This window comes from Mycoplasma sp. 3686h (assembly GCF_056781225.1).
Window position 1 is genome coordinate 444,719 of the sequence record NZ_CM165562.1, and the last position, 23,355, is coordinate 468,073.

Consider the following 23,355-nt stretch of genomic DNA (forward strand, 5'->3'; position numbering starts at 1 on the left):
ATAATTAAAACGAGGTATATTATGAGTCAATTGAAACCTGAACAATGATTAAAGTGGTTTGAATATTATGAAAAGTATCAAAATAACGAAATATCAAAAAGTGAATTTAAGTTTATCTCTATAAAGGAATTTAATAAGAACTTTCAAGATGATCAGATAAGAAGATATTTCAATCGTAAATACAATGATTTTTTAAAAAACAATGATGTGATTTATAGTAAAACTGGTAAGTCCCCAAAAAAGGTAAAGGTAGTGGGAGACCAAAGAAAAAACAAAAAATCGATTGAACCAAAGTTCCTATGGATCAGATAATTAAAATTCTTGAAATTTACGAAGAAACATTCGAGGAAAACAATATAAATGTTGACATTAGTAAAATAGAAAAGAAGCGAATTTGCAAAAAGCTTGCATTTAACCAATTTAGAATTAGTTCGTCAACTTATTATTATCAAATTAAGAATAAGCAAAAACCAATCAAGCACAACACAAAACAATTGCAAATAGAAGAAATTATTACTAAATCTTTCTTTGAAAACAAAGAAAATTATGGAAGAGAAAGATTATCTGTTTATATTAAAAGAAGATACAATATTTACATAGAACCCAGAAAAATCAGGCTGAATCATGAAAAAATTAACTCTTATTTGTCAAATTAGAAAAGCAAGAAGAAAACTAGAAATCAAAAATACAAATGTACAATATCCAGATTTAGTAAAAGAGATTATAACGGTAAAAATGCAAATATAATAATACTGATGTAACATATATCAAAGCACCAAATGACGTGAATGAAAATCACGTTTATTTATCTGTAGCTATTCATCATCGAACTAAAAAATTATCAATTGACAAATTGCTAAAACAAACGATGTTAACTTAGTATTGTCTCATATTAAAAACATTAAATTTAATGATAAATGAATCATCCATTCTGACCATGGGGTTCAATATTCTTCTAAACTCTTTGTTGATACAATTAAAGAAAATAACGGAATAATATCAATGGGTAGAGTCTGAAATTCATTAGACAACCGAGAGGTAGAATATTTCTTTTCAAACATTAAAAGCGAATGTTTGAATAAATTAAATTACAGCAAAATAAATTATCAAGAACTTAAAAATGAAATAGAAAATTACATCAATTGATACAACACTGAACGATATCAATCAATATTAAAATGAAAAACACCTCAAGAAGCTTGAGGTGAAACTATAAATATTTAAAAGATTCCAAAAAACTTGTCCAGGTTTATGTCCAATTTTCCTGTCCTAGTTTATTTTTAATTATTTTTTTAAGATTGAGAACTTCCTGTGTTTGAACTTGTTCCTGAGTTAGTTGTTGTACTCATTGATGAACTTGATGATGAACCATTCATTCCTTCGGTTGTTCCTGAGTTAGCCATTGTGGTGCTTCCTGAAGATGTTGATTGACCACTGCTTGAACTTGTAGTTCCGCCTGATTGTGTAGAGGAAGTACCTGTCCCTGATGTTTGAGATGAATTTGAATTGCTATTAACAGGTTCTGCTGGTTTTAAACCAACTAAACTTCCACCATTATTGTTTTCGCCTGTTGTTGAACCAGCAGCTGAACCTGAATTGGTTTGTCCACCAGTACCTGTACCCGATCCGTTTGAGGTTCCTGGATTTGATTGTGTAGTTCCTCCACCTTGGTTTCCACCAGTATTTGGATTGGTTGTTCCAGTTCCGGTTCCAGTTCCGGTTCCAGTTCCGGTTCCAGTTCCGGTTCCAGTTCCGGTTCCAGTTCCGGTTCCAGGGGTAGGTTTACTTTCCTTAGAATTGCTACATGATACTGATGCAGCAATAAAAGCCATAGGTGTCCCTAAAAGCATTAAACTTTTCAATATCTTATTTTTATTCATAGTTAATATTATATAACTAATTTAAATAAAGAGTAAATTTAACTTTTTATTTAATCAGACTATTAATTTTTTACTACATATAAAAAAGCGAAAGAGCAAAATTTGTGTATATCGTGTATAAAAACAAGACAAGAAAGAACTTTGAATGAATATTTAAGGAAACTCTTGTTTCAAGGTTTTTTGTCTAAATTTAGGATGGATATCATAGTACTAATAAAGTTTTTAATTTTATAATGAATCAATAAATTTGTTAATTGATTCTTCGAATTCTTTGGTTCTATATTCTTTATTAAAAAATGGTAAACCTATAATTTTATATATTCCTTGTTCAGAATTTATCAAATTAATATTTCTATTTATTTCTAATATCAATCTCTCTTTTCAAGCGTCATGTTCTAATAAATGCGACCCTTTTGCTTCTATAAAACCTTGATGTGTTAAGATAGTATCACCATTTTTGTTTTTAACAAAAAGCAAAAAATCAGGTTCAAACCGTTCTCCATTTTCAAATGAAAATAAAGCTAATTCTGGTATTCTTTCGTTTTTGACAACAAAAAATTCATCTATTTTCTTTTCAATTAATTTAGGTTCAATATATACTTTAAAGTATTTAAGAAACTCTTTTTCTTCACTTGTTCCGTAATTATCTTCAAACGGATATCATTTTTGATCTTTTAAATTTAATCGATATTGTTCGTTTATATTATTGTTTTGAGAATAACCTGTTCCACCGTTTTTATCGATTTTTTCAAGATAAATCTTTTTATTTTTTAATACTTCTTTCAATTTAACTGATTTAAGTTCTTTAGAACCAACATATTCATTTTTTGAAGATGATATGTGTGAAGAAATTTTTTCAAGAGCTGATTTAACCGCAAAAAAGATATCTTTTCCTGTCAGTTTGTTTTTATAATAATTAATTTCAAGATTAGAATTTCCAAGATATGCCTGAGAAGTTAAAAATTCTTTTAAACTAGTTAATTGTGGGTATTTTGCTTTTAAAAAATTAAAACTTAATCCCTCAAAGAAATCAATTGCTCCAAGCAAGATATTTAAAGGAACTTCATTAAATTTAAGAGATATTCTATTCGAAATCTCTATGAAATTTATTTCGTTCTTTTCGTCAAGTAAATTGTTGATAATTCCTTTTCCTGATGAAACAGTGTATGTATAAGTTTTGTTCATTAAACTAGGTTCTAATGAATTTATTTTATCTCTCTTCTTGGGCTGTCTTGTGTTGGTGTAAACAAGTGTTTGTTTGTAAAAATCACTAATGACAAACTCATCTTTAAGTTTATATTCAAGTGTAATTGGTTCAGATGCTTGCATACCTGTTTGAATTAGAGCTTGTTTAAGTTCAGAAATGTATCTTGAGTCATTTTTACTATGAAAATACATTGTTTCTAATAAGCGATTTTTATTAGTAATATCCAAATCATATTTTCTCTTAAATTTATCTTCAGGATTGTAAACAACAAATGGACAATAACGAGCCCCACGACCAATTAATTGAGCTTCTTTAATCGTATATTTTCCAATTTCTCCCGCTTTACCACTTGCTTGTCTTGTATCATATAAACGAACAATATCAAATAGATTTAACACGTCTCAACCCTCATTGAGCATATCTACAGTAAATATAACTCTGATTGGATTATCAGAGTCCTCGAGCGAATTAACTAACAATTGATTCTCTTTATTATTATCAGAAGCACCATTCATAATAATGGTATTTTCCTTTATAAAGGAACTTTTAATTGAGTGTTCTAAAATTTCTAAACTATCATCTTTCTGCTTGAAGTAATTAATGGCATTTGTTAGAGCTTGTACTCCTACTAGTTCCAAGTTTTTCAACTCATGGGCAGTTAATTGTTTTAGTTTAGTAAAAAAGTGCTCGTAAAATTGTTCGGATTCAACAATTTTTTGTGCTTTAAGCATAATGACGGGTTTAATATTAAGTTTTAAATCAGCAAACAAGAATTTTCGATATTCACTCATCACAAGTGCAATTAAAGTTCGAGTTCATAAATCTGTATCAGTAGCAAAATTTTGAAAATCTTTAGTGTATCCACTTTGTCTAAAAGATATTAATGGATAATTAAACACAATTTTATCTAGATATTTAGCTTTAACATTTTTGTCGTTTAGATCGCAAGTAGCAGTAAATTCAAGCATTATGTGTTCCTTATTACTAGAAAAAACAAAATTTACCGAAGATTCTCAACTATTTTTCTCTTCTTGCTGACTTTTGGTTAATTTTTTGGTTAAAGAATTTATGTGATGACTTTCATCTGAAATAAAAACAATTTTATTATTTTGAAAATCTTCCGCTGTTAATGAATTTTCTTTGGGTTCAGATAAGTCAATATGGAGTTTTTGAGTAGTGGTAAAAATTATTTCAATGTCATCATTATTATCAAAAATATTACTACTGAAATTATTAACTCTTTTTATATTTATTTTTTTCCCTTGAAATTGTACATTTTCGTTAAATAAGTATTTGTTTGAGCGTGGATTAGTAAAGTTTTCAATCGTTTTTTCAAGCACATTTGTTTGATTAACAAAGAATAAAAATTTCCGATATCCTTTAGTATAAAGAAACAAAATCAATCCGGCCATAATAATTGTTTTTCCGCTACCAGTAGCCATGTGGAATAGTGTATGAATCTTTTCCTTTGAGTAATTTTCTTGATAATGGCTTAAAAAATTTCGAAAAGCATTCAATTGATATTCTCTTAATTCTATTTTTGTAGATAATCCCTTTTGGATAATTTCTGGAATTTTAATTTCTTTCTTTTTTTCTCTAAAAAAATCCAATTTTTCATGTAAGAAATGGTTATTCATTTTAAATCTCCTCATAAAATGATTTAGTGAATTTTTTATCCGATTCATTGACATTAAATGTTTGATCGTCAATATCAGAATAATTTACATATAATTTGTTTTTATTTACAATAGAGATTAGTGCTTTTTTCTTTTGTTCTAAAGTTAATTGTTCAAAGATGTTATCAATTTCTTTTAATTCTTTTTGCACAATATATGGAACAATACGATCATCAGAATATATTTGATTTTTAATATTTAAAATTGTTTCTTGGTTTGCTGATTGAATTTTATTTATAAATTCCTGAGCATTTTCCAGCAATTCACAATATACAAATGACCCTCCGCCTTTTCAATTGTATTTTTTCGAGATTCCATAATTCTCACCTTTAAGTACATTTTTCATTCTTTCAAGTGTGACATTGGTAATATAGTCCATTTGCTCAATTCCTATATATTGACGTTTCATTTTATGAGCAACTGCAGCTGTAGTTCCAGAACCTAAACAAAAATCTAAAACAATATCATTTTCCTTAGAAAATATATCTAGGTAAAATTCAATATATGATTCTGGTTTTTTACCGTTTCTAAATGAAACACCGCCTTCATTAGACATTTGATTGTATTGTTTTTGATAATCTAAAAAATTAGGATAAGGTTTTAAAGTTTTGTCACTAGAAAGAGGCACTCCTTGATAATAAGCTCCGTTGTTACGATTTACTCTTGGAGACTGAAAAATCCGATAACCTAGACCGTCATCACCTATCGAAGGTGCAACAAAAATAAGTCCTCCTTTATATTTTTGAGGATTTGATTGTATTAAAGGTTCAATATATTGGGTGTAAAACCTTCCGCTACTATTTCCTTCGCGTAAACCCCCACCAATGTTATATTTTCTTAATCCACCAATATGCCCTTTACTTTTGATGATTTTAACTTGATTAGGTTTATAAACGGAAATTTCAACTTGACCATCTTTTAAAGATACTTTTTCAAATGGTTCTTCAAGAAAAGATACATCATACTGATAATCATCAATTGTTTTGTCCTCTTCTTGTTTAGGCATTTTGAAATTAGCTTTTTTAGAGTAAACTAAAGTATATTCAATGACATCATTGAAATCTTTATCTCCTTTTAAAACCCTACCAGGATTTCGAACTAATGTATTGAAATCTAAAATATGTTTTCCATCAGCAAAAATTTCATCTACTAAAACCCTTAAATAAGGAAATTGATGAAAGCTTATTTGAATTAAAATTACTCCATCATCAGAAAGCAATTGTTTTGCAATTTCTAATCTATTTTTCATAAAAACCAATCATGTTGAACGGTTAAATGAATCATTATATGCAAAACCATCACTCCCTGTGTTATAAGGAGGATCAATATAAATACATTTAATTTTACCTTGGAATCGCTTAAGTAAACTTGTTAATGCAATTAGATTATTACCTTTAATGATTAAATTATCGTTTTCATTAAAGGTAATATTTTCTTCAATCTTTATATGATTAGAGTGTTGAACTCCGGTGTTGAACTCCGGTGTTGAACTCCGGTGTTGAACTATATCTTCTCTTGTTAGTGAAAACTTTAGGAGCAAGCAATTTGCTTACATTTTCAAGAGATATTATTTCATTGTAAAATATTTCATTTCTCTTTTCTTGATCTTTTTCTTGACCACCTTCAAGAACACAATCTTTATATGGAAAATCTAAAACAACATCATTAGTTTTTGAAATGAAATTTCCATTATTAGAAAGCCCGATCTTATTTGCATAGCTTGTGTATGAATCCGGTAAAAATTCCTTAGATTCGATAAAACGGGCAAATTTTTGTTTATCAAAAACCAATGTGTCATTAATTTGTGTAAAAAAAGCATTTTTAACAACTTCATTATCTAATAATAAACCAATTAATTGCTTATCCATTTTTATCACATCACTAGAAACAATGGTTTTAAGTAATTTTCCGTCTTCTGCTTGATATTTATCTTGTGTTTTTAATAGATCTTCAACAAGTTTAAATAAGTTTTTATTCATTTTTCTCCCACTTTAAATTACTTTTTAAAATATGAATATTCTTATATCATTTTTAATATTTTTCAGGTATGTATTTAATCAAATTTATACCATAGATTTTACTTTTGAGATTGATTTTAGTGGAAATATTATTTAAATATACAAAATATGTTGTAATACCTTAATTAAGGTATTCTTTTTAAAACAAACATTTTTAATTTATAAAAAACTTAATGATTTTTATGCATTAAAATTATCTAGAATTTACTGAATAAATACAATATTTAAGCAATTAAATACATTACATAACTTTAACAATCTTCAAAAATCAAGGGGTCGCAAGTATTTAACAAAGTTTTATCTTTTGTTTTGTAGAAATTTTTTATGCATTTTAAAGCAAACACAAAACTTATAGCAACATATATTGTATAATTCCTTTCAATATATATTTATTTTTAAATTCTATTAAAAGCTATAAAAAAACAAAAATACAATTCTTTATTTACCCAAAAAGTTTGTTTAAAATAGTGCTATAATTTAAAGCATATAAACTGAACAAATAAAATACATTGAACAAATTATGATTAATAATATTGGAGATTCAACATGAAATTAAAAAAGAGACTTTTTGTAGCATCACTTTCAATAGGGACTTTACCTTTGTTAGGGATTGCTTGCAATGCTACTCAAACAAACAAAGAAAATTATTCTTCAACCACTAGTCCTACTGTAAACAGTGAAACATCAACCAAAGTAACTTTAACTCAAGCGGTTACTACTAATAATACCGATAATATTGCGACCAATAAAATCGATGAAGAGCAAAAGAAAGTAGTAGATAGATATAAAAAACTTATCAAAGATGCTAAAAAACTTGCTACTCAAAGCAACAATTCAGAACTATTAAATTTAGAATTATTATGATTCTATTTAGCTTCTAATGAAGATGAAAATCAATTCTTTTTAAACATTAATACCATTAAAAACTTTTTCGCTACTTTAGCAAGTAAAGATGAAACTGCTATGATTGAAACTAAAGAACAATATGAATTTTATGGTCTTGATTTATTTGTTCAAATGGAAGCTAAATTCAACAAAGCACTTAAAGATATTTCAGGTCTTAACGAATTTGATTCTCCAGAAACATCTCCTTTTGTAGCTAACGATTTAAATCAAGTAAAAGCTCAAGTCGATGCTCTTAAAGCTGAAGTTGATAAATTACAAAACCTTTCAGGTAATGCTGATGCTATTAAAGATAATGCTGATTTTGAATACACTCATGTTACATCTAATGCTAACAATACCAATAATGATAACAAATATAAATACGTAATTGCTTTAGTAAGTAGTGCAAATCAATATAATCAAGTTAAAAAACAAGTTGAATTTGAAACTAAATATACAGGATTAACCGAAGAACAAAAAAGCAATGTTTTATTATTGAAACATTATCTTGAAGCAACTAAAGATGATCAAGACGGAACAAAAAAAGTTGCTTTCCTTAAAGTTTTAATTTCATCTGTGTCTAACCAAGGTAGCTCAAGAGATAAACAATATCCTTTAGACGAAGAAAACAAGGATATGCAACAAGTTTCTGAATTTTACAAATTTGTAAATTCAAAAGCTTCAGCACTTGATGTTAATAGCACTGAGCAATACCACGCTGCACAATTAGACCAACTTAAAAATCAAGTAGCTAAATATAGTGCAGTACTTAAAAAAGTTTATGAATTTTTCTTTGATTACAGCATTAATAGACTTTCAGGTTCTTATGATAACAAAAAAACTTCAAGCGAATTAATGAGTAAAGTTACAGAAAGAATTAATAAATACAAAACATACAGAAACTTAGATTTATTTACTAATCTTGGTTTAAAATCACTTGCACAGGATAAAGCAAAACTTGATGCTTACTATGACCAACTTGAAACCTTAAATAATGCACCAAACGCTACAAGTGATGCAGCTACAGAAGAATTATTCTCAAGTGTTTCAGATCCTGAATACTTCAATAGTAATCTTGGTGCAGAAAAAACCACTGTTTTCTTAATGTTAAGTAACCTAGAAAGATTTGATGCTCTATTTAAAAGATTTGAAGATAATAAAACTCTATTAGATGAACTAAAAGATCAAGCAAATAAACTATTACCATACGTTAGTGATGTGAACGGTGAAGAAAATGCTGAACGTTTAAACAAAGAATTTGGAGACCATTTCTTCGCTTCACCTTTTGATAAAAACAAATTAGCTAAAGATCTTGAAGATATTAAATCACTATACAAAAAAGCTCAAGAATTATATAAACAATTAAAAGAAGCTGATTCATTTGACAAATTAAAAGAATTTCAAACAGCATTTAAAGACGCAGCTAAAGGATTTGACGCAGCTAAAAAAGTTTATGATACAGCATTAGAAGATTTAAAAAATGCTGAACAAAACAGTAGAAAACAAGTGATAATTAACAATAAAGCTTCATTTGAACAAGAAAAAGAAGACTTCCTTGATTTATATGCAGAAAATGCTGGTGTTTCAGATCCAGCGGTAGTAGCTGCATATAAGTTGGTAAACAATGTTAGATTTTCGCTTTCAGCTTTATATATCGGGAAAGACGTTAATAAAGACGATGAAAATAATAAAAAAGCACAACTTGAATTAGCGCAAGCATACATTAATCTTGTTGGACCTGCTTTATCAACACCACTTAAACCTCAAGATAATTTAGGATATGACTTAATTATTACTTTAAAAACTGATATTGATAAAATTTGATTCTACTCAGAATCACTTAGAACAAAATGAAATCAAGTTTATAAAGCTTATGTAAATGCACTTAATGCATATCATGCAAAAACAGCTAATCCTACTCCTGCACCAACACCAACTCCATCAAATACTAATTAATCAACTCAAACCATTTTTACACAAAAATCAGAGTAAAAACTCTGATTTTTATTTTAATTTTTTATATACAAATTAAATATTTTATTGTATAATTAATTAGCAAGTTAGCAAGCAAATTTTGTTATTTTGGCACCATAGCCAAAAGGCCAAGGCACGAGTCTGCAAAACTCTGATTACGGGTTCGAGTCCCGTTGGTGCCTCCAATATTATGCGCCCGTAGCTCAACTGGACAGAGTGTTAGGTTACGGCCCTAAAGGTTGCGGGTTCGACTCCTGCCGGGCGCGCCATTTCATTTTAAATGCTTTTAATTTTTGCCACATTGAAAAATGTGGTTTTTTAATCAAAACTAATTAAACAATCAAGTGTAAAAAATAACCCTGGGGTTATTTTTGTTTGATAATCCTACGATATACCAATTTAGGTATGCTTTTTTGGGTTGAACTTTTAATTCGTAAAATTCTTCGATAAATAAATCCAATGGTTGGTGCAATAAATAAACTAATTGCACATAAAATAATGTTAAAAATGACAATTAAATATTTACTATCTCCCTGGTATCCCAATGGACGATAAAATGATACTTGCGAATAGATAACTATTCCCCGACTAATTTCAGAATCATCAACCTTAAAGTTAGTATAGTATTTATAACCAATAAAATAAATAGCAATAGTAAAGAGGTAATAAAAGAGTGGGAAAATAATTAAAGCTCAAATATGAAGATTATCAATTTCAAGTTCTTTACGGAGCAAAATAAGCATAACCATAGCAATAAATGGAGCCACCGCATGGTATATAACTGATTTAATTTCGCTAAATAAACTTAATTTTGTAAATTGCTCAGGATCAATAATGACACTTAGTCAATACATTGAACAAGTAATGCTAATATATACAATCGAAGCAAAAAACATCACTTGAGCTTTTTTGGATTGTTTATAAAATGGGAAAGTAGCTAAAGTAATTGCTAAATACACATTGGTCATAAAGGTAAATCAATAAGTTGATCCACCCCAAAAATCCTTGGTAGCATTAGGGTAAATTAAATTTTCTTGCTCAGGAGTAAAAATTTGCTTATTAGTTTCTATAATATGCTTAACTGCAGTAAAAACTTTAACATTTTCCAAGGAGACAAAGTGTCATTCAAGCAGAGTTAAAATAACCACATCTAAAATAAGGGCAATTCCAATCGTGTAAACCATTCAATCTAAACGAGTAAATTTTTTATATTTTTTAACAATTTCCTCAATACTTTTATGCATATTTAATTAAATTATATAAAAAAACGCCTAAGCGTTTTCTAAATGGTCAAGATTTTACTTGTAATGGTGCCCAAGACAGGACTTGAACCTGCACGGATTGCTCCACTAGATCCTTAGTCTAGCGTGTCTGCCAATTTCACCACTCGGGCCTGTTAGCTTATAAATTATAATACAAAAACACCAAATTCAAACAAAAAGCTTGTCCTTTTTGAGTTCTTATATAAGCAATCAGCCATTATTAATCACCAACTTTCACCTGATTTAAAAAAACTGATTATTTCTTTTGATAAAAAAATTTTCTAGGTATAATTAAAAAGCAAACACACTTATTTTGCGTTTTAAGTTCTTTGAAAACTAGATATATAACAATACATGACAGTCAATTTTTTCGAGAGTTTGATCCTGGCTCAGGATGAACGCTGTACTGTGCGCCTAATACATGCATGTCGAGCGGAGTTTATTTATAAACTTAGCGATGAATGGGTGAGTAACACGTACTTAACGCGCCTTTAGATTGGAATAACGCTGAGAAATTAGCGCTAATGCTGGATACTTATTATTAACGCATGTTAGTAATATCAAAGGAGCGTTTGCTTCACTAAAGGATCGGGGTGCGGAACATTAGCTAGTTGGTAAGGTAAAAGCTTACCAAGGCGATGATGTTTAGCGGGGTTGAGAGACTGAACCGCCACACTGGGACTGAGATACTACCAGACTCCTACGGGAGGCGAGCAGTAGGGAATTTTCCACAATGAGCGAAAGCTTGATGGAGCGACACAGCGTGCAGGATGAGCGCTTCGGGTTGTAAACTGCTGTTATAAGGGAAGAAAAATAATAGAGGAAATGCTATTATCTTGACGGTACCTTGTCAGAAAGCAACTTGGTAACTATGCGTCAGCAGTACGCGGTAATACATAGGTTGCAAGCGTTATCCGGAATTATTGGGCGTAAAGCGTCTGTAGGTTGTTTATTAAGTCTGGCTGTCAAAACTTGAGAACCAACCCCAAATCGCGTTGGATACTGATAGACTAGAGTTATTTAGAGGTTAATGGAATTCCTTGTGAAGCGGTGGAATGCGTAGATATAAGGAAGAACACCAATATGATGAAGCAATTAACTGGGAATATACTGACACTGAGAGACGAAAGCGTGGGGAGCAAACAGGATTAGATACCCTGGTAGTCCACGCTGTAAACGATGATGATTAGCTGATGGACACCATTAGCGCAATGAACGCATTAAATCATCCGCCTGAGTAGTATGCTCGCAAGAGTGAAACTTAAAGGAATTGACGTGGATCCGCACAAGCGGTGGAGCATGTGGTTTAATTTGAAGATACGCGTAGAACCTTACCCACTCTTGACATCTTTTGCAACGCTATAGAGATATAGTTGAGGTTAACAAAATGACAGATGGTGCATGGTTGTCGTCAGCTCGTGTCGTGAGATGTTCGGTTAAGTCCTGCAACGAGCGCAACCCTTATTCTTAGTTAAATCATCTAAGGAGACTGCCCAGGTAACTGGGAGGAAGCGTGGGGATGACGTCAAATCATCACGCCTCTTACGAGTGTAAGCAACACACGTGCTACAATGGATAGTACAAAGAGAAGCAAGATGGCGACATGGAGCAAATCTCAAAAAACTATTCTCAGTTCGGATTGAAGTCTGCAACTCGACTTCATGAAGTCAGGATCGCTAGTAATCATCGATCAGCTACGCTACGGTGAATACGTTCTCGGGTCTTGTACACACCGCCCGTCAAACCACGGGAGCTGGTAATGCTCGAAGTCGGTTTTGTTAACTACGGAGACAACCGCCTACAAGCAGGACTGGTGACTGGGGTTAAGTCGTAACAAGGTATCCCTACGAGAACGTGGGGATGGATCACCTCCTTTCTACGGAGTACATACATAATTCGTTGAAGAATTATTTACCTGAATAAGACTATTTTTAAATACCGTTATGTACATTGTCAATAGTCCAATGATATATCTAGTTTTGAGAGAGCTTACTCTCATATGTTCTTTGAAAACTGAATAGTAAAGATATTAATTAATATAACAACGACATCAAAAAACATTTTTTAGTCAATTTGTTTTGTGATACCGAGTTGAGAATTATTAGCAATAATAATTTATTAAAATGTCTTTGAATACATCAACAATAGGAAAATACATAACTTTTAAATAAGTAAGAGTTTGTGGTGGATGCTTGTAGGTCTGGAAGTCGATGAAGGACGTGATTACCTGCGAAAGCTCTCGTGGAGCTGGATATACGCTACGATACGGGGATGTCCGAATGGGGAAACCTAATTAGAGTAAAGTCTAATTGCTAAGCAATGAATATATAGTTGCTTTTGACGAGAGACGTTGTGAACTGAAACATCTTAGTAGCAACAGGAAAAGAAAATAAATAATGATCCCACTAGTAGCATGAGCGAAAATGGAAAGTTCTCAAACCAACATATGTTGGGGTTGTAGGACTATCTACATGAAGTTACAAAATTTTGTCATAGCAAAATTAGTTGGGAAACTAAAGCACAGAGGGTGAAACTCCCGTATGCGAAATGAGCAAAATCTTCTGATAGCATCCTGAGTAGGGCTGAAGACGTGAAACCCTGTCTGAATCAGCCGGACCATCCGGTAAAGCTAAATACTAACCAGACACCGATAGCGAACTAGTACCGTGAGGGAAAGGTGAAAAGAACCCCGGGAGGGAGTGAAAGAGATTCTGAAACCACTTACTTACAATTAGTCAGAGCCCGTTAATGGGTGATGGCGTACATCTTGCAGTATGGATTGGCGAGTTATGTTATCATGCGAGGTTAAGTGGACAAAAGCGGGTCCGTAGAGAAATCGAGTCTGAATAGGGCCGCATTAGTATGATGACATATACCCGAAACCAGGCGATCGATTCATGAGCAGACTGAAGCTTGGTACGATCCCAAGTGGAGGGTCGAACCGTAGTACGCTGAAAAGCGCCTGGATGACTTGTGAATAGCGGAGAAATTCCAATCGAACTTGGAGATAGCTGGTTCTCCTCGAAATAGCTTTAGAGATTAGCGTGTGATGTTAAACTTTGGTGGTAGAGCACTGAATATGGAATAGTACCGCGCCTAGCGGTACTGACTATAATCAAACTCCGAATACCATTGTGTATTATCATGCAGTCGGAACCGGGGTGCTAACGTCCCGTACCGCGAGGGTAACAACCCAGATCGTCTAGCTAAGATCCCAAAATTGTGTTAAGTCAGAAAGGTTGTGGGGTTTCATAAACAACTAGGAGGTTGCTTAGAAGCAGTACCATCCTTTAAAGAGTGCGTAATAGCTCACTAGTCAAGAGACCCTGCGTCAATAATGTAACAGGAGTAAACACAATACCGAATGCCCACGGGTACATTTATGTACGTTAGAGGAGCGTTCTAAACGCAGTGAAGTCAGAGCGTGAGCACTGGTGGAGCGTTTAGAAGTGAGAATGCTAGGTATGAGTAACGATTCTGTAGTGAGAATCTACGACGCCTATTGGGAGAGGTTTCCTGAGCAAGGTTCGTCCACCCAGGGTTAGTCAGGACCTAAGGAGAGGCTGAAAAGCGTATCTGATGGACAACAGGTTAATATTCCTGTACTTTCTGCAACAAGTGATGGAGTGACGGAGAAGGATAGCACTACCCATTAATGGATTTGGGGTAAGCTTTAATTGGTGAACATAGTTAAATGCGTGTTCTATAACCAAAAGGAGTAATGCATAGAACTCGTAAAAGAGTTTAATTGTGTGATTTCATGCTTCCTAGAAAAGCTTCTAAGCGTTATAAAGTTGCAGATACCTGTACCGAGAACGGACACACGTTCCCAAGATGAGTATTCTAAGGCGAGCGAGAAAACTAGTGTTAAGGAACTCTGCAAAATAACCCCGTAAGTTCGCGAGAAGGGGCTTATATTTAATATACTACAGTAAATTGTGAGGGCTGACTGTTTATCAAAACACAGCTCTCTGCTAAACCGCAAGGTGAAGTATAGGGGTGAAGCTCTACCCAGTGCTTGAAGCGTTAAGCGGATGCGTTAGCTTAATGCAAAGCGTTGAAGTGAAGCTCGGGTGAACGGCTACTGTAACTATAACGATCCTAAGGTAGCGAAATTCCTTGTCTACTAAATACTGACCTGCACGAAAGGCGCAATGATCTCTCAACTGTCTCAACACTGAACTCGGTGAAATTATGGTTCCAGTGAAAACGCTGGATACCCGCATCAAGACGAAAAGACCCCATGGAGCTTTACTATAACTTCGTATTGAAACTTGTACCTAACATGTGTAGGATAGGTGGGAGACGGTGAGATTAAAACGCTAGTTTTAATGGAGTCATCCTTGAAATACCACCCTTGGTATGTTGAGTTTCTAACCTGCTACTGTAATCCAGTAGGGGGACAGTGCGTGGTGGGTAGTTTGACTGGGCGGTCGCCTCCTAAAAGGTAACGGAGGCTGTTCAAAGGTACACTCAATATGGTCAGAAACCATATGTAGAGCGCAAAGGTAAAAGTGTGCTTGACTGCGAGACCTACAAGTCGAGCAGGTGCGAAAGCAGGACTTAGTGATCCATACTGTACGTCATGGAACTAGCAGTCGCTCAACGGATAAAAGTTACCCTGGGGATAACAGAACTCATCTTGCCTAAGAGATCGCATCGACAGCGAGGTTTGGCGACCTCGATGTCGTACCATCGCATCCTGGAGCTGGAGTCGGTCTCAAGGGTTTGACTGTTCGCCAATTAAAGCGGTACGCGAGCTGGGTTCAGAACGTCGTGAGACAGTTCGGTCCCTATCTGATGTGGCGTTGGAATATTGATGAGAGTCGCTCTTAGTACGAGAGGATCGGAGTGGACGTACCGCTGGTGTTCCAGTTGTTTCTTAAAAGCATAGCTGGGTAGCTAAGTACGGAAAGGATAACCGCTGAAAGCATCTAAGTGGAGGCCTCCTCAAAGATAAGTATTCCCTTGAAATTCCTTATAGACTATGAGGTTGATAGGATGGAAGTGTAAGTGTAGTAATACATTCAGCTGACCATTACTAATAAATTGATCGGTTTAAAAGTTAAGATGAATTCAAAGTCATTTTAATAAGTTATTATTCCCAATTACTATTCAGTTTTGAGAGAGCATACGCGTCATAGGACGCATTTTTTTATGCTTTTTTACTCGTAATATAAATATATTAAGCATCCTTAATTATAATTTTGCGACCTGAAAAATAGTATTTAATATACTGAAAAAATAGATACAAATTTAATAATTAAAGATATAATATAGAGTATGAAAAAAATTCAATTATTCAAAAAATTATTCATTTTATTAGCTCCTGCTAGTGCTCTAGCAACTGCTGTTTCGTGTTCAAGTGTTCAATATTCAAACACATCAAGTTCAGAAGTTAAAACTCAACCTTCTAAATCACAAATTACAACCACTCTTCAAGAAAATGTTCAAACAACTCCAGTAAATCAAACACAACCAGATGGTACTACACCAACTACCCCAGAACCTACAAAGCCTACTACACCTACACCAACAACTCCAGGTTCTACTGATACAAAACCTCAATCACTCTCAAAGGAAATTTCAGGAATTTCACGTTTCATTAACGCAAAACAAATTACACCTACAAAACCTACACCAACACCAATAGCTATTACTTCTTCATTCTTTCCAGGTTTTCCTTCGTTAAAATTTTCTAAAGAAGAAACCGAAAAATTCAAAGAAAGAGAAGAAAAAATTGAAAAAGGTTTATTATACTATGCTCCTGGGTTTGAACACTTATTCCCACAAATTAACTTACCTTTTGATAGATATGAATTACCTACAACAACTTCTGAAACTACACAAAACAACAATTAATTTTTCTTTTACATAATTAAAAACGATCAGACTTAAACTAGTTCTGATCGTTTTTAATCAAATGGGGTTTGATTATTAAGTAAAGATAAAAAGATTTTTGTTCAATATAAAAACGCAATGACCATACCACATGATTCTTCTTTAGTATTCTCGATAATCACGTTCATTCATTTAATATCTGGATTAATCGATTCACAATAATTGAGAAATGCTTTTTGTGAAGCTCTTTGAAAATCACTGAGTGTTAACAAATCAAAATCACTTAAATTATCAATGCTATTAATGTCCGATGTGAATTGAAAATCGTAATTAGGATAATTAATTTCAAAATTAATTAAAGCTTTTGAATTATGGTTATTTCCACTAATAATGGTTTGAATCCCAAACGAGCTATCATCTGTAAAGTCCAAATAATCATATCAAGCATCAAGATGAGGATTCAAAGTATTAAATTCGTACGCAAACAATTTACAAAGCTTTTCGGTTTCTTTAAAATTAGAAATAAAGGTAATTGTGCTAAATTTGTTCGTGTGCAAAAATCAAGCAAATTTAAAAGCATCATTATCTTTAATTTCATTATTAACAAACCGTTTTAATATTTTACAATACCCACGGACAAATTTTTTAATATCAACTCCTTGAGTTGCGATTAGAAATAAAACCAAATCAGAAAAAGCAACAAATTTATGATGAATATCATCAGTGGTAAAAAAGATATTAGCTCGAATTAATTGCTTATAAAACTCACTGAGTGATGTGTTATATTTTCCGAGATAAAAAATATTATTGTTTAAGATTTTTTCATCATTATTTGGACTTAAAAAGGTATTTGTGAATTGATAGTAACTATTCAGTTCTTGATAGCTCCCAAAATAATCAGTATAAATAAAACCAATTTTACAATCTTGTTTATTTTGAAGAAATTCAAGTTTTCGAGTCAATCAATCACTAGAATGATTAGTATCAACAAAAACACAGTTAATTTTATATTCTTGATATGGATCAAAGACACTTAAGACAAAGCTTTTAATTGCTTGATATTCTTTTTTAATTTGCACACTTGCAAAAATAATTAAATCAGTAAATCCTTTTTGATAAAAATGATTAACTAGCTGAATAATTTTATCTACTCCTGATAGATAAAAATTTTCAGCAATTTCAGAAAAAGCTAAATATTCAGAATTATCAAACTTTAAAGAATTTAATTGATTTAAAACTCTCTTAAAAGTTTCAAAATCATACAAAGTTTCTGAGTCTGCGTTTTTACTTTCAAACCGAATATTTGAGCGTCTAAGTTTTGGAATTTGCATTAATATCCTCTAGAGTTTTATTTAATAAATTACCAAAACCTTTTTTAGTTTCTTCTAATTTAAAATAAAACGGATCAACACAAAAATTAGGATGATTCATAATAAATGAACCAAAACCTTTTTTAGTTTTAGGGTTATAATAAGAAATATAAAAATTAATTACATCATTAATTTTAAAAATATTTTTAATTTTACTTTTGGCCTTATCACTAATTTGATTAGCAAAAATAGTGTAAACATCACCATTTTTTGTAATCACTTTAATTAATGAATCAGTAATTTTAGTTACTTTTCCAATTCCAATCTCAAGTTTTTTCTTATTCATTCTTCAATTATATTTTGTTTTTACTTTGAGTTTAAAAAAACTTAATCAACAATTAATTCACCATAACACTAAGAAAGCATGTAAAAATATTAATTTTTATCTTTATAAAATGCGTGCAAAAATTTAAAAATAATTTATAATTTAACATATACTTACTTAATACCAATTTTAATAAAGATTACACTGCTAATAATCCAGGGAGTGTAAAGGAGAATAATAAATGAAAAGATTACAATGTTTATATAAACCACAAAACAACAGAGAATATCCTTGAGCATTAAAACATCCTAAAGTATCGCAACCACTTGCTCTTTTCAAAACTCGTAGAGATGCAATGAACTGATTCTTGTCAAAAGAATTAGAGTGTGCAACTTGATTCCAAACCGAAGAGAAAATTTGAGGTGGATTAGTTCTTGCTGAAAAAGTTGGTGATAATTTTGAATACGAGCTTAATGTTGATAAATTTGATGGTGGTTTAGATTACGAAAAAACAGCTGATGAATTAAATATTTTCACTGATTCTGGTTTAAGAGACAAAAGAAGTTCAGCACAACAATTAAGATATTTAACTGATTTTAAACCAGTTTACAAGGACATGGAAAACATTGAACCTTACTTCCCTAAAGATGATGATTTTGTCGCTCCTAAAAAATCTAAAAAAGACTTAATTATTGAGTCATTAAACAGAGAAATTGAAAAATTATTACTTGAACTTTCAAAATCAGGTGACAAATATTCAAGCGAAATCGAATCATTAACACTTAGATTAAACGATGAAAAAACCGATAAATCTGAACTTTTAAAGGAAATTCAAGAATTAAAACGTAGAAGCGAAGTAGTTGAAGTTCCGGTTGTTGAAAAGGAAAAGGTTGTAGTAAAAGAAATCATTAAAGAAGTTCCAGTACCAGTTGAAAAAATTCTTTACAGAGAAAAAGAATGTCCAAGCACAGGAACTGGATCATGCCAAAGAACTGTTAGATTTGCTCATATCGAAGAACTTGAATTGAATAGACAAATTGAAGCACTTGGTTTATATGCTCACAAATTACAATTAATTAATGATCAAATTAAAGAACCTGTTAAGATTTCAGAACATGAATTTAGCGAAATTAGAAGCAATTACGTTCCAGCAATTAAGTTTACTTTAGATTTAGAAGAAAAAATAATCAATCCATCACGTAACACTGAATTAACTTTTAAAATCGTTTCACAAATCATTAACAAAGAAATTGATATTTTATTAAGCAATCTTAAAGTAGATAAAGATCTTGAGTATTCATTAGAACATGCTATTTATGTTTTTGATACCGATGAAAAAACCAATCTTACATTACAACAAGCACTTTCATTTGTTGAATATAAAGATCTTTATGTATCTTTTGTTTCAAAAGAAGATTACAAACACGCTATTTTTGTGCACGAAAGTTATGAACACTCTAGAGAACTTGTTCTTTTAGAAACTTTCAAAGACTCTAAAAAAGCTAGTGGAGTCCAATTAAAATCAATTAATAAGGTTGGACTTGGATTGATGGTTTTAGGACATTTAATCCTATTTATTATATTGGTTATTCTTGCAGTTGTAGTATCTCAATAATGACACAAAACACCTGAAAAACGGTGTTTTTTTCTTGGATTTAGTTCATGTGATTTTTAATTAAAAATGGTAAAATATAAGTTATGCTTAAAGACAAGATGCAAGAATTGGTCAATCATTTAAAAAGCACAGGTTTTGTGTACCAAGGAAGCGAAATTTATGGTGGTCTAGCAAACACTTGAGATTATGGACCAATTGGATCTTTGCTTAAGGACAACATTGAAAAACTGTGAAAACAAGAATTTATTTTCAAAGAAAAAAATAATTTTTTAATTGATTCTAAAATTTTAATGAACCCACAAGTATGAGTTACATCCGGTCATGTTGCTAATTTTTCTGACCCATTAATTGAGAATAAACACAACGGAAAACGTTACCGTGCCGATAATTTAATTTCACAAATTGACCCAACTTTAGTTCCTGAGAAAATGACTTTTACCCAAATGCAAGAATATTTGCAAACACATTTAACCACATATGAAGGTTCTCCAGCGATTTGATCTGAAATTAGACAATTTAACTTAATGTTCGAAACTTCGCAAGGAGTATTGGTTAATTCTAAATCTAAATTGTACCTACGTCCTGAAACAGCTCAAGGAATTTTTGTTAACTTTAAAAATGTTCAAAGAAGTATGCGTGCTAAATTACCATTTGGAATTGGACAAGTCGGGAAAAGTTTTCGTAATGAAGTTACTCCTGGGAACTTTATCTTTCGCACGAGAGAGTTTGAACAAATGGAACTAGAGTTTTTCACCAAACCAGATCAGGCCAATACCTGGTTTGAATACTATGTTAACAAAGCATATGAATTTGTTAAATTACTTGGAATTAAAGAGCAATCAATTCGGATTCGAGCTCATGAAACCCAAGAACTAGCTCATTATTCCAAAGCAACTAGTGATATTGAATTTAACTTTCCGTTTGGTTGAGGCGAATTATTAGGAATTGCGAATCGTGGAGATTTTGATTTAAAATCACACATGCAAGCAAGCGGAGAATCGCTTGAATATTTAGATCCTCAAAGCAATGCAAAAATCATTCCTTATGTCATTGAACCTTCAATTGGATTAGATCGCTTGATGTTAGCTATTTTAATTGATGCATATCAGGTCCAAGAATTAGAAAATGATTCACGGATTGTACTCAAATTAGACAAACAAATTACCCCATATAAAGTGGCTATACTTCCGCTGGTAAAGAAATTAGACCAACCAGCTCAGCAAATTTATCAGGATTTAATTAACTCAGGAATTTCAACAACTTATGATGAAGCTGGTTCGATCGGAAAAAGATACCGTCGTCAAGATGCGATTGGAACTTATTGATGTGTCACTGTTGATTATGAAACTATAAATGATCAAATGGTCACACTAAGAAACCGTGATACTATGGAGCAAATTAGAGTTTCAATTAATCAATTAAAAGATTACTTATAAAAAGAAAGGTCTAATAATGAAAAACATTTCAAGCAGCACCATTGATTTAATTATTAGATCTTCAAATATTGTTAATATTATTTCCCAATTTATTTCCTTATCCAAAAAAGGAAATAATTATGTTGGTATTTGTCCTTTTCATGCTGATCGTTCTCCAAGTTTAACAGTATCACCGAGCAAAAATATTTATAAGTGTTTTGCTTGTGGACATTCAGGAAATGTGGTTTATTTTGTCAAAGAATACAAAAAAATAACTTACGCTCAAGCTTTAGAATTTTTAGCTCATGAAGCTAATTTACCAATTGATTTTACACAATTTAAAGCAGTCGAAAAAATCGCTCGAGATGAGCAAAAACAAAAACTATATGACTTATTAGACACAGTAAATTCTTATTTTAAACTCAATATCACAAACGAACAAGCACAAAAATTTCTTAACTTTCGTAAAATTAATCAACCCCAAATTATTGAAAAATTTGACTTAGGATATGCTCCATTAAGTAATTACACGGATATTTTAAAAACCAATCAATTATATTCAGATTTAGATTTGAATAAAGCTGGAATTATTAATGATGATTTAAATTTAATCTTTAAAAATCGGGTGATTTTTGGAATTAGAAACCAACATAATGAAATTGTTGGTTTTAGTGGACGCTCTCTAAGTGATGATAAAAAGTACGCTAAATATTTAAACTCCCCTGAATCAGAGATTTTTAAAAAATCTCACATTCTTTATAACTTTAATAACGCTCAAGAAAGTGCTTTTGAAAAACGAGAAATTATTATTGTTGAAGGATTTATGGACGTGATCGCTCTTTATCAAGCACAAATTGTCAATGTAATTGCATTAATGGGAACAGCATTAACCAATCATCATTTACGCTTATTAAAAGATCTCAAGGTTATTTTATTTTTAGATAATGATAGTGCTGGTCAAAGTGCAACGATTAAATCTTTGATTAAACTAATTGAAAATAAATTTGAAGTTGAGGTAGTGATTAATAATTTTAATAAGGATCCTGATGAAATTTTAAATAACCATGGAGTAAGTGTTTTGGTTGACATTTTAAACAATTCTCGCAAAAATGGTGCTCACATTGTTTATGAAAATCTCAAAACTTTATATCGCTTAAATCATGGGAACGTGGATATTAATTCAGTTAATTTTGGTTTATTAAAACAAAATTTAGTTAATATTTTTGGAAACGCTTTAACTAAAACCCAAGAAATTATCCAAGAACGTTTTGTTAATGAATTTAATATTCAATTAACATTAAACAATAACAAACCATTTATTAATAATTCAAATGTACCTAAACATCCATTGATAAGAGAGTACAAACGAACTAACTTTTCACTTGAAAAATCAGTTATTTACGGAAATGTCAAAATGGAAGTGCTCTTGGCGTGCTTAGCTAATTATCAACTCAGGGATTTAGTAAACAAAGATATAGAAAACCAAAATAACGGGAAACTTGATAAAGTGCTCAATCAATTTTCAATCTTTGCCAATGAAATGTACTTTCAAAATGATCAAGAAGTTAATTTAGAACAAACTTTTCGAGAAATCTTATCACTAAATTTAAATTATCATATCACTGACCAAACCCAAAATCAAGTCATCAAAGAGCAATTTATCAATAAAATTCAAGAGCAAATTGTCCTTGCGTATCAAAATTTAAACCCTCAAGAAGTTACTAAAGAAATTAATGAATATTTAATCAATCATCAAGAACAAATCAATAGTATTAGTGCAAAAAATTTTGAACACAATTTATATCTTAAATTATTAACCAAAAAATTACTTTTTAAAAGAAGTAAAGAATATCATAGGTTATTAGACAAAATCGAGAGTAAGCATGGGCATGTACCTACATTTGCATTAGAATCATGAACTAAGCGGAAACAAATAAAAAAATAATT

General features: G+C 31.3%; 12 protein-coding genes, 3 tRNA genes, 2 rRNA genes and 1 pseudogene. 10 read left to right on the top strand and 8 right to left on the bottom strand.

Going from position 1 to position 23,355, the window contains the following annotated elements; translation table 4 throughout:
* Positions 1 to 21 precede the first annotated feature (21 nt).
* A pseudogene (locus AC1RP9_RS02030) lies at positions 22 to 1,224 on the top strand (IS3 family transposase).
* 68 nt (positions 1,225 to 1,292) lie between these two features.
* On the opposite strand, the gene AC1RP9_RS02035 reads toward AC1RP9_RS02030, so the two are convergent.
* From AC1RP9_RS02035 to AC1RP9_RS02050, 4 genes are all read right to left on the bottom strand, one after another.
* Positions 1,293 to 1,880, bottom strand: a complete 588-nt coding sequence (locus tag AC1RP9_RS02035; RefSeq protein ID WP_481822718.1) for a hypothetical protein — start codon at positions 1,878 to 1,880, stop codon at positions 1,293 to 1,295.
* Positions 1,881 to 2,108: 228 nt separating this feature from the next.
* Positions 2,109 to 4,724, bottom strand: a complete 2,616-nt coding sequence (locus AC1RP9_RS02040) for a DEAD/DEAH box helicase family protein (protein ID WP_481822719.1) — start codon at positions 4,722 to 4,724, stop codon at positions 2,109 to 2,111.
* A 1-nt stretch (position 4,725) separates the two neighbouring features.
* Positions 4,726 to 6,303: a site-specific DNA-methyltransferase gene (locus AC1RP9_RS02045; protein WP_481822720.1), complete on the bottom strand. Its 1,578-nt coding sequence runs from the start codon at positions 6,301 to 6,303 to the stop codon at positions 4,726 to 4,728.
* Positions 6,215 to 6,742 carry a site-specific DNA-methyltransferase gene (locus tag AC1RP9_RS02050; RefSeq protein ID WP_481822721.1) on the bottom strand — a complete coding sequence of 176 codons (528 nt, stop codon included), beginning with the start codon at positions 6,740 to 6,742 and terminating at the stop codon, positions 6,215 to 6,217. Before AC1RP9_RS02050 ends, AC1RP9_RS02045 begins: the two co-directional genes overlap by 89 nt.
* 585 nt (positions 6,743 to 7,327) lie before the next feature.
* Between AC1RP9_RS02050 and AC1RP9_RS02055 the strand changes: the two genes are divergently transcribed.
* From AC1RP9_RS02055 to AC1RP9_RS02065, 3 genes are all read left to right on the top strand, one after another.
* The gene (locus AC1RP9_RS02055; protein ID WP_481822722.1) at positions 7,328 to 9,622 is read left to right on the top strand and encodes a hypothetical protein; all 2,295 of its coding nucleotides are present in this window, start codon (positions 7,328 to 7,330) and stop codon (positions 9,620 to 9,622) included.
* A gap of 128 nt (positions 9,623 to 9,750) precedes the next feature.
* A tRNA-Cys gene (locus AC1RP9_RS02060) sits at positions 9,751 to 9,825 on the top strand.
* 7 nt (positions 9,826 to 9,832) lie between these two features.
* Positions 9,833 to 9,909 (top strand) — tRNA-Arg (locus tag AC1RP9_RS02065).
* 96 nt (positions 9,910 to 10,005) lie between these two features.
* Here the strand turns inward: AC1RP9_RS02065 and AC1RP9_RS02070 are convergent.
* Positions 10,006 to 10,884 carry an MAGa3780 family membrane protein gene (locus tag AC1RP9_RS02070; RefSeq protein ID WP_481822723.1) on the bottom strand — a complete coding sequence of 293 codons (879 nt, stop codon included), beginning with the start codon at positions 10,882 to 10,884 and terminating at the stop codon, positions 10,006 to 10,008.
* Between the two features lie 64 nt (positions 10,885 to 10,948).
* Positions 10,949 to 11,033 (bottom strand) — tRNA-Leu (locus tag AC1RP9_RS02075).
* A gap of 235 nt (positions 11,034 to 11,268) precedes the next feature.
* On the opposite strand from AC1RP9_RS02075, the gene AC1RP9_RS02080 reads away from it, so the two are divergent.
* From AC1RP9_RS02080 to AC1RP9_RS02090, 3 genes are all read left to right on the top strand, one after another.
* Positions 11,269 to 12,778 (top strand): 16S ribosomal RNA (locus AC1RP9_RS02080).
* Between the two features lie 285 nt (positions 12,779 to 13,063).
* A 23S ribosomal RNA gene (locus AC1RP9_RS02085) occupies positions 13,064 to 15,968 on the top strand.
* The 16S and 23S rRNA genes sit together here, the layout of an rRNA operon.
* A 217-nt stretch (positions 15,969 to 16,185) precedes the next feature.
* Positions 16,186 to 16,764, top strand: a complete 579-nt coding sequence (locus AC1RP9_RS02090) for a hypothetical protein (RefSeq protein ID WP_481822724.1) — start codon at positions 16,186 to 16,188, stop codon at positions 16,762 to 16,764.
* Positions 16,765 to 16,817: 53 nt separating this feature from the next.
* On the opposite strand, the gene AC1RP9_RS02095 is transcribed toward AC1RP9_RS02090, so the two are convergent.
* Together AC1RP9_RS02095 and AC1RP9_RS02100 are read right to left on the bottom strand one after the other, a co-directional pair.
* Positions 16,818 to 18,074, bottom strand: a complete 1,257-nt coding sequence (locus AC1RP9_RS02095) for a hypothetical protein (RefSeq protein ID WP_481822725.1) — start codon at positions 18,072 to 18,074, stop codon at positions 16,818 to 16,820.
* Positions 18,055 to 18,399: a hypothetical protein gene (locus AC1RP9_RS02100; protein ID WP_481822726.1), complete on the bottom strand. Its 345-nt coding sequence runs from the start codon at positions 18,397 to 18,399 to the stop codon at positions 18,055 to 18,057. Before AC1RP9_RS02100 ends, AC1RP9_RS02095 begins: the two co-directional genes overlap by 20 nt.
* Before the next feature lie 220 nt (positions 18,400 to 18,619).
* Here AC1RP9_RS02100 and AC1RP9_RS02105 point away from each other — a divergent pair, with 220 nt between their 5' ends.
* The 3 genes from AC1RP9_RS02105 to dnaG all read left to right on the top strand — a co-directional run bounded on the left by AC1RP9_RS02105 (position 18,620) and on the right by dnaG (position 23,353).
* Positions 18,620 to 19,993, top strand: a complete 1,374-nt coding sequence (locus tag AC1RP9_RS02105; RefSeq protein WP_481822727.1) for an MAG3090 family protein — start codon at positions 18,620 to 18,622, stop codon at positions 19,991 to 19,993.
* An 83-nt stretch (positions 19,994 to 20,076) separates the two neighbouring features.
* Positions 20,077 to 21,429: a glycine--tRNA ligase gene (locus AC1RP9_RS02110; RefSeq protein ID WP_481822728.1), complete on the top strand. Its 1,353-nt coding sequence runs from the start codon at positions 20,077 to 20,079 to the stop codon at positions 21,427 to 21,429.
* Between the two features lie 16 nt (positions 21,430 to 21,445).
* Complete coding sequence (dnaG, locus tag AC1RP9_RS02115; RefSeq protein ID WP_481822729.1) at positions 21,446 to 23,353, top strand: DNA primase; 1,908 nt, start codon at positions 21,446 to 21,448, stop codon at positions 23,351 to 23,353.
* Positions 23,354 to 23,355 lie beyond the last annotated feature (2 nt).